We start from the raw sequence: 7,331 nt of genomic DNA on the forward strand, positions 1-7,331 counted from the left end.
GCAACCTTGCCAAGGTTGAGGTCATCGGTTCGAACCCGATGTATCGCTCCAAATTAAAAAGCCCGAACAGAAATGTTCGGGCTTTTTGGTTTCTGCTGTTCTGATTTTTATGCGTTATTCCTCTTTCTGTTTGAACACACCCAAACTTCCTTTTCTATCTCAAAATGTTGCTATCAAGTTCGTTTACATTACTTAGCTTTTAAAAGCGAGATTCCCTATGAACTCGTTCTTCGTGCTAGGGAATGACGGAAAGGCGCCACAGCCTCAAAGCCCTCACTAGCAACGTTTGTATACCCGCGTAGTCATCCTCGGGCGTGAGGAACGAATGAACCGGGGATCTCCTTACCTAAAGATTAACTTGACGATATTTTCAGCAATTTGTCAGTTGCCGCTCCTATTTATCAAGCGATTATTAAAAACTATTGATCGTTCATTTCACTTTATGTTATTTTCCCGCGCAATCTCGGAATGAACAATGTTCAAGAAGAGCAACGATTGCTTCTGGGGGATACGCGTAGTGACCATTCTTGCTGATTGGGACATTACGTAGGGTAGGTATCAGCTAGCCTTTAGCTGATAGACGGGATACTTATGGCGCAATTCGCCATGCTAATGGGAAACCCAACATTGAACACACTAATAACAACATTGCTAATCAGCTCTGCATTTCCAAAAGGGCCAGTTCTTCATAGCTGTCCGATACTGCACAAATGTCCAATTCTTCAAAACAGTAGCATTACTGAACCTTGAGCTCACGCTAACTAATTTTTGCTGTCCTAAGACGGCCTAATTTCGTATTCGTCATTTGACTTATGCGAGCGTACAGCTATATCTCATTTCTAGACAATACGCGTGTTTCACTATGAACTCTCTCTAAATCAATAGAGGGACGGTGTGCAATTGCGTCTGATGGAGGTGAGTATGAACACATTCAAGGGGACTTTTATGACTACCGCCTTTGAAGTCGATATTAATACTATCGCAAATTCATTTTCAACTATGGTTCCTATCGTAGAGGGAACTTACGACCTAACACCCGACGCTATTTTGCTTGAGCAAGAGCAGCATGAATCGGATGTTCGTTCATACCCAAGACGCCTACCGATTGCTATTAAAAGAGCATGTGGTGTTTTAGTTGAAGATACTCGTGGCCAACTATTTCTCGATTGCTTAGCAGGTGCAGGTACACTTTCTCTGGGCTACAACCACCCTGAGATTAACCAAGCACTTAAAGACCAACTCGATTCTGGTTTGCCATATCAGACACTTGATATTACGACTCAAGCAAAAGAGACGTTTATCAAGCGAGTTAAAGCTTTTCTCCCTCAAGACTTTTCGACGAACTCGGTTCTTCAATTCTGTGGCCCGTCTGGCGCTGATGCTGTGGAAGCCGCGATCAAGCTCGCCAAGCAAACTACAGGTCGCAACACCATGTTTGCTTTTCGTGGTGCTTACCACGGCATGACTAACGGCACTATGGGCATGATGGGTAACCTTGGCACTAAAGAACGTCGTAGTGGCTTAATGTCTGACGTACATTTCATGCCTTTCCCATATAACCTTCGTTGCCCGTTTGGCATTGGTGGTGAAGCGGGTGCTAACGCGAGCATTCGTTACATCGAGCGTATGTTGAATGACGACGAATCTGGCATCATGAAACCTGCCGCGATGATCGTCGAGCCTGTACAAGGTGAGGGTGGTGTGATTCCAGCTCCGGCGTCTTGGCTACAAGGCCTACGTCGCATCTGTGATGAACACGGTATCCTACTGATCTTTGATGAAATTCAGTGTGGTGTGGGTAAAACCGGCCATCGCTTTGCGTTTGAAGAGTCAGGTGTTAATCCTGATATCTTGTGCTTGTCTAAAGCGATTGGTGGCGGACTGCCTATGTCGCTGCTTGTATTCGACAAGAGCATCGATACTTGGAAAGCGGGTGAGCACACCGGTACATTCCGTGGTAACCAGTTGGCAATGGTATCTGGCGCTAAGGCGTTAGAGATCATCGAACGTGATGGTTTGGTTGAGCACGCGAACATCGCAGGCCAATATCTACGTCATGGGCTTGAGAAGATTCAATCGCGTGTGAACTGTATTGCTGAAGTTCGTGGTAAAGGCCTGATGCTTGGCGCTGAGATCAAGCAACCAAACGGTGAGCTCAACAAATTTGGCGAACCACAATCAGACGGCGAACTAACCCTAGCGATTCAACGAGCAGCACTAGAGCGCGGCTTGATGGTTGAAAAGGGTGGTCGTGATGGTTCGGTCATTCGCTTCCTTCCGCCAATGATTATCTCTTTTGAGCAGATCGACTTTGCACTCCGCGTAATGGAAGAAGCGATCATCGCAGCGGGTGGTGGTTTACAACAAGACCCAGCTTCAAGCGAACAAACTAACCAAGAATGGAATAAGCATTTCATCCAGACAGGTGTAGGCGGTAGCGACGAATTTGCTAGCGTGATGAACCAAACCACTCAAGCGATGAAAGCCGTTTTTGAACAAGTTGAAACCCCTTATTCGGGTTTAGATCCAAAAGTGCTAGAAGCAGCTATCAATGCTGTTGATCTCGATAACAATCAACACGCTTTGGTTGATGTTGTAGGTAGCACTGCAGACCTTGTCGCAGCAAACTCCATCTTCGTGCAACACCCAGACTGTATTGCACATCTCCACACTCCACCTCTTATGGCTTCTGTTGCTGCGGAATCAATTATCGCGGCGTTGAATCAATCAATGGATTCATGGGACCAAGCATCTGCAGCGACTTATGTTGAGCAGCGCGTAGTGGATTGGATGTGTGACAAATACCAACTTGGCGTACAAGCTGACGGTGTTTTCACGAGCGGCGGCACGCAAAGTAACTTAATGGGTTTATTGCTTGCGAGAGACTGGGTTGCGGATAAGCACAATGGTCATTCTATCCAAAAGCTTGGCTTGCCAGAATACGCGAGCAAACTGCGTATCTTATGTTCAAAGAAATCTCATTTCACGGTTCAAAAGTCTGCCTCGCTACTCGGGTTGGGTGAAGCTGCGGTGTGCTGTGTTGATACCAATGCAAACGGCACGATCAAAGCTGACTTGCTAGACGCAGAAGTGAAAGCGCTTATAGCTCAAGGGTTGATTCCTTTTGCTGTTGTTGGTACTGCGGGTACGACCGACCACGGTGCTATTGATGATCTTGAAGCGATTGCTGACATCGCCAATCAACAAGGCCTTTGGTTCCATGTTGACAGTGCTTACGGTGGCGCGCTTATCTTAAGTAGCCATAAAGCTCGCCTGAAAGGCATCGAAAAAGCGGACTCAGTGAGTGTCGACTTCCACAAGTTGTTCTTCCAAACCATCAGTTGTGGTGCTGTGCTTCTGAAAGACAAAGCAAACTTTAAGTACCTATTGCATCACGCTGACTACTTGAATCGCGAGCACGATGAGCTGCCAAATCTAGTCGAGAAGTCTATCGCTACCACCAAGCGTTTCGATGCACTGAAAGTCTTCATGACGATGCAAAGCGTTGGACCAAAGCAACTGGGTGATATGTACGATCATCTTCTAGAGCAGACGCTTGAAGTTGCCGATCTGATTCAGAAGCATGACGATTTCGAGTTGCTTGCTGAGTCGTCACTGTCGACTGTGCTGTTCCGTGCGGTACCGAACAACGAGCTATCAGCAAACGGCGTTCTTGATTTAGACAAACTGAATCAGACGTTAAGACTGGAGGCGCTGACTCGTGGCGTTGCAGTACTTGGCGAAACGGTCGTTGATGGTAAAAGCGCGTTGAAATTCACCATCTTGAATCCGTGCTTAACGACATCAGATTTCAAATCTTTAATTAACAAAATTCAAACTTTAGCTATTGAGCTAGCAGAACAACAAGGGTAATTAAAACTATGGCTATTCTACAAATTGGTGCAGGCGGCGTTGGCTGGGTTGTTGCACACAAAGCAGCACAAAATAACGAAGTACTGGGTGATATCACAATCGCTTCTCGCACAATCGCGAAGTGTGAAAAAATCATCGAATCTATCAAGGGCAAAAACAACCTTAAAGATTCTACTAAGAAACTAGAAGCTCGTTCAGTAGACGCTGACGATGTTGATGCACTTGTTGCTTTGATTAAAGAAGTTCAGCCTGATCTAGTGATCAACGCTGGTCCTCCTTGGGTTAACATGGCGATCATGGAAGCATGTTACCAATCGAAAGTATCTTACTTAGATACATCGGTTGCGGTTGATTTATGTTCTGAAGGCCAACAAGTACCACAAGCTTACGATTGGCAATGGGGTTACCGTGAGAAGTTCGCTGAAGCGGGCATCACAGGTATTCTTGGCGCGGGTTTCGATCCAGGTGTGGTATCAATCTTTGCAGCATACGCGGTTAAGCACTTGTTCGATGAGATTGACTCAATTGACGTAATGGACGTGAATGCTGGCGACCACGGTAAGAAGTTTGCGACGAACTTTGACCCAGAAACCAACATGCTTGAGATTCAAGGCGATTCTTTCTACTGGGAAAATGAAGAGTGGAAACAAGTACCTTGTCACTCTCGTATGCTTGAGTTTGAATTCCCAAACTGTGGTTCTCACAAAGTTTACTCAATGGCGCACGATGAAGTTCGTTCAATGAAAGAGTTCATCCCAGCTAAGCGCATCGAATTTTGGATGGGCTTTGGTGATGCATACCTGAATTACTTCAACTGCATGCGTGATATCGGTCTTCTTAGCCCAGATCCGCTAACACTGCACGATGGTACTGTGGTTCAGCCTCTGCATGTTCTTAAAGCACTACTGCCAGACCCAACTTCTTTGGCTCCGGGTTACACAGGTTTAACGTGTATCGGTACTTGGGTTCAAGGTAAGAAAGACGGCAAAGAGCGCAGCGTATTCATCTACAATAACGCAGACCACGAAGTGGCTTACGAAGACGTAGAACACCAAGCAATCTCTTACACTACGGGTGTACCTGCGATTACGGCTGCACTTCAGTTCTTCCGTGGCGAATGGGCTGATAAAGGCGTGTTCAACATGGAACAGCTAAACCCAGACCCGTTCCTAGCAACCATGCCGGAAATCGGTCTAGATTGGCATGTTCAAGAACTTGATGCAGGCCAAGGTCTTCCTGTGATTCAAGAGCTGAAAAAATAAGAACTGATTTCTTGTTTTGATTGCTAATTAAAGGGGACATGGATTGTTCCCTTTTCGATGATGATAGCCTTGAAGCTTTGGTATCATTTATTTTGATGTTGTAACTCACTGCGCTCGGACAGGACAAAATCAAAATAAATCACACCAAAATTGTTAATTTACCTTTCCATCTATAGATGCTGCTTGAGTGTTTACAAAAATGACGTTTAAGAAAGAAGAACTAAAAACCCCATATTTCATGATCAACGAAGACAAGTTGATTGCGAATCTAGAGAAAGCCAAGCAACTGAAAGAGATTTCAGGTGTGAAATTGGTATTGGCACTGAAGTGTTTTTCGACATGGGGTGTGTTTGACATCATCAAACCTTACCTCGATGGCACGACAAGCTCTGGCCCATACGAAGTCAAGCTTGGCCACGAAACCTTTGGTGGTGAAACGCACGCTTACAGTGTGGGTTACAGCGAAGATGACGTGAGAGAAGTTGCGGATATCTGCGACAAGATGATCTTCAACTCTCAAAGTCAACTTGCTGCTTACCGTCATATTGTTGAAGATAGAGCTTCATTTGGTTTACGTTTAAATCCGGGCGTGAGCTATGCAGGACAAGACTTGGCAAACCCTGCGCGTCAATTCTCGCGTTTGGGCGTGCAAGCTGACCACATCAAACCTGAAATCTTTGATGAGATTAATGGTGTGATGTTCCACATGAACTGCGAGAACAAAGACGTTGATGCATTTATCGGCCTGCTTGATTCAATTTCAGAACAACTTGGTGAACACCTAGATAAGCTAGATTGGGTGAGCATGGGCGGTGGTGTGTTCTTCACATGGCCGGGCTATGACATTGAAAAGCTTGGTCTTGCGCTAAAAGCTTTCTCTGAAAAGCACGGCGTGCAGATGTACCTTGAACCGGGTGAAGCTATTATCACTAAAACAACTGATTTGGTTGTGACTGTGGTTGATATCGTAGAGAACGTGAAGAAAACAGCGATTGTCGATTCAGCAACCGAAGCTCACCGCCTTGATACGCTTATCTACAATGAGCCAGCATCGGTATTAGAAGCCTCTGAAAATGGTAGCCATGGCTATGTGATTGGTTCATGCTCATGTCTTGCTGGCGATCAGTTCTGCGAAGCTAGCTTTGACGAGCCACTTAAGATTGGTCAAAAGCTGCACCTGCTAGACAGTGCAGGTTACACCATGGTGAAACTGAACTGGTTCAATGGCCTAAAAATGCCATCGATCTATTGCGATCGCAGCAATGGCGAAGTTCAGAAGCTAAATGAATTTGGCTATGAAGACTTCAAACGATCATTATCACAATGGTCGGTTAAGTAACTAAGTCATAGTTTTAGAACAATAAAAAGAGCAGCCGGTGAGCTGCTCTTTTTTTTTATAGATAACTGTTACCAGAGAAAAGAGTAAGGATAGAAGTGAAATGCTATCCGTTAGCTCTCAATCATCACTCGAGTATCTTCACTGAGCGTTTCTAATTCATTCACGACATCATCAATCAAGACTTCAATTGGCAACTTCACAGCGATCTTGGAAGTAAATAGACTTGAGCTAACACCACCGCCACCCGCGATAAAGACTCGGTGACAATCCATATCTAGAATGCTAATTCCTTGTCTGTCTAGTACATGTGTCACTTCGTTGACGATGCCAGCTCGGTCGTTAGAGTCGAGTCGTAAGTGATGTATTGTGTCTTGTGCGTTGTGAGTGTGGTCTGAATCAACAAACTGCACGATCAAGTCAGCATTGGCACTGAAAGCATCCTTAACAATTGATTCGTTGATGGCTGGAAGTTGAATCTTTAATACACCTGCAACTTGATCTTCAATAAAGTTAACTTTACTGATGAGCCATTTTCCGTCGTTTTCGTGAGTAACCGCAGCAAGTTGCTTGATTGTTGCTGGTGATGCTTGTCCGATAAAGTTTACGATAAATGTACTGTTCATATCAGCCCCCAAAGTCTCAATTGTTCGTTGCTAATTAAATGTTTGATATCACGCGATAAAGTTCTTTAATTTCAGTGTAGAAGGTTACATCGAACAATGTTTGACCTGTGTCAATTTTTGAAACTAAGCTGTGATGCAAAAAAAGAGAATGAAGAGTAGGGCACAAAAAAAGCGGCTAGAGAGCTAACACTGATCATTTAAGCATTTTCCTGATCAGTTGAACGATCCTACAGA

The 7,331-nt window shown here is 44.9% G+C and carries 4 protein-coding genes; 3 read left to right on the plus strand and 1 reads right to left on the minus strand.

Annotated features, from left to right (window positions below; all coding sequences use genetic code 11):
- Positions 1-921 precede the first annotated feature (921 nt).
- The 3 genes from AB6C75_RS22230 (at position 922) to nspC (ending at position 6,474) form a co-directional block, all read left to right on the plus strand.
- Positions 922-3,873 (plus strand): pyridoxal phosphate-dependent class III aminotransferase, encoded by a 2,952-nt coding sequence (locus AB6C75_RS22230; RefSeq protein ID WP_372109286.1) that lies wholly within the window; start codon positions 922-924, stop codon positions 3,871-3,873.
- A gap of 8 nt (positions 3,874-3,881) precedes the next feature.
- Complete coding sequence (locus AB6C75_RS22235; RefSeq protein ID WP_372109288.1) at positions 3,882-5,135, plus strand: carboxynorspermidine synthase; 1,254 nt, start codon at positions 3,882-3,884, stop codon at positions 5,133-5,135.
- A gap of 199 nt (positions 5,136-5,334) precedes the next feature.
- Positions 5,335-6,474, plus strand: coding sequence for a carboxynorspermidine decarboxylase (gene nspC, locus AB6C75_RS22240; protein ID WP_372109289.1), 1,140 nt, complete (start codon positions 5,335-5,337; stop codon positions 6,472-6,474).
- Between the two features lie 110 nt (positions 6,475-6,584).
- Here the strand turns inward: nspC and AB6C75_RS22245 are convergent, their stop codons facing one another.
- Positions 6,585-7,097 carry a glycine cleavage system protein R gene (locus AB6C75_RS22245; RefSeq protein WP_009848853.1) on the minus strand — a complete coding sequence of 171 codons (513 nt, stop codon included), beginning with the start codon at positions 7,095-7,097 and terminating at the stop codon, positions 6,585-6,587.
- Between the last annotated feature and the right edge of the window lie 234 nt (positions 7,098-7,331).

It is taken from the genome of Vibrio sp. 10N.237.312.B06, from assembly GCF_041464685.1.
GTDB classification, from domain to species: domain Bacteria; phylum Pseudomonadota; class Gammaproteobacteria; order Enterobacterales; family Vibrionaceae; genus Vibrio; species Vibrio tasmaniensis_A.

What these genes read in the sequence shown, in the direction of transcription:
- AB6C75_RS22230 (WP_372109286.1), top strand. Translation starts at nt 922, where the DNA reads ATGAACACATTCAAGGGGACTTTTATGACTACCGCCTTTGAAGTCGAT.
- AB6C75_RS22235 (WP_372109288.1), top strand. Translation starts at nt 3,882, where the DNA reads ATGGCTATTCTACAAATTGGTGCAGGCGGCGTTGGCTGGGTTGTTGCA.
- nspC (WP_372109289.1), top strand. Translation starts at nt 5,335, where the DNA reads ATGACGTTTAAGAAAGAAGAACTAAAAACCCCATATTTCATGATCAAC.
- AB6C75_RS22245 (WP_009848853.1), bottom strand. Translation starts at nt 7,097, where the DNA reads ATGAACAGTACATTTATCGTAAACTTTATCGGACAAGCATCACCAGCA.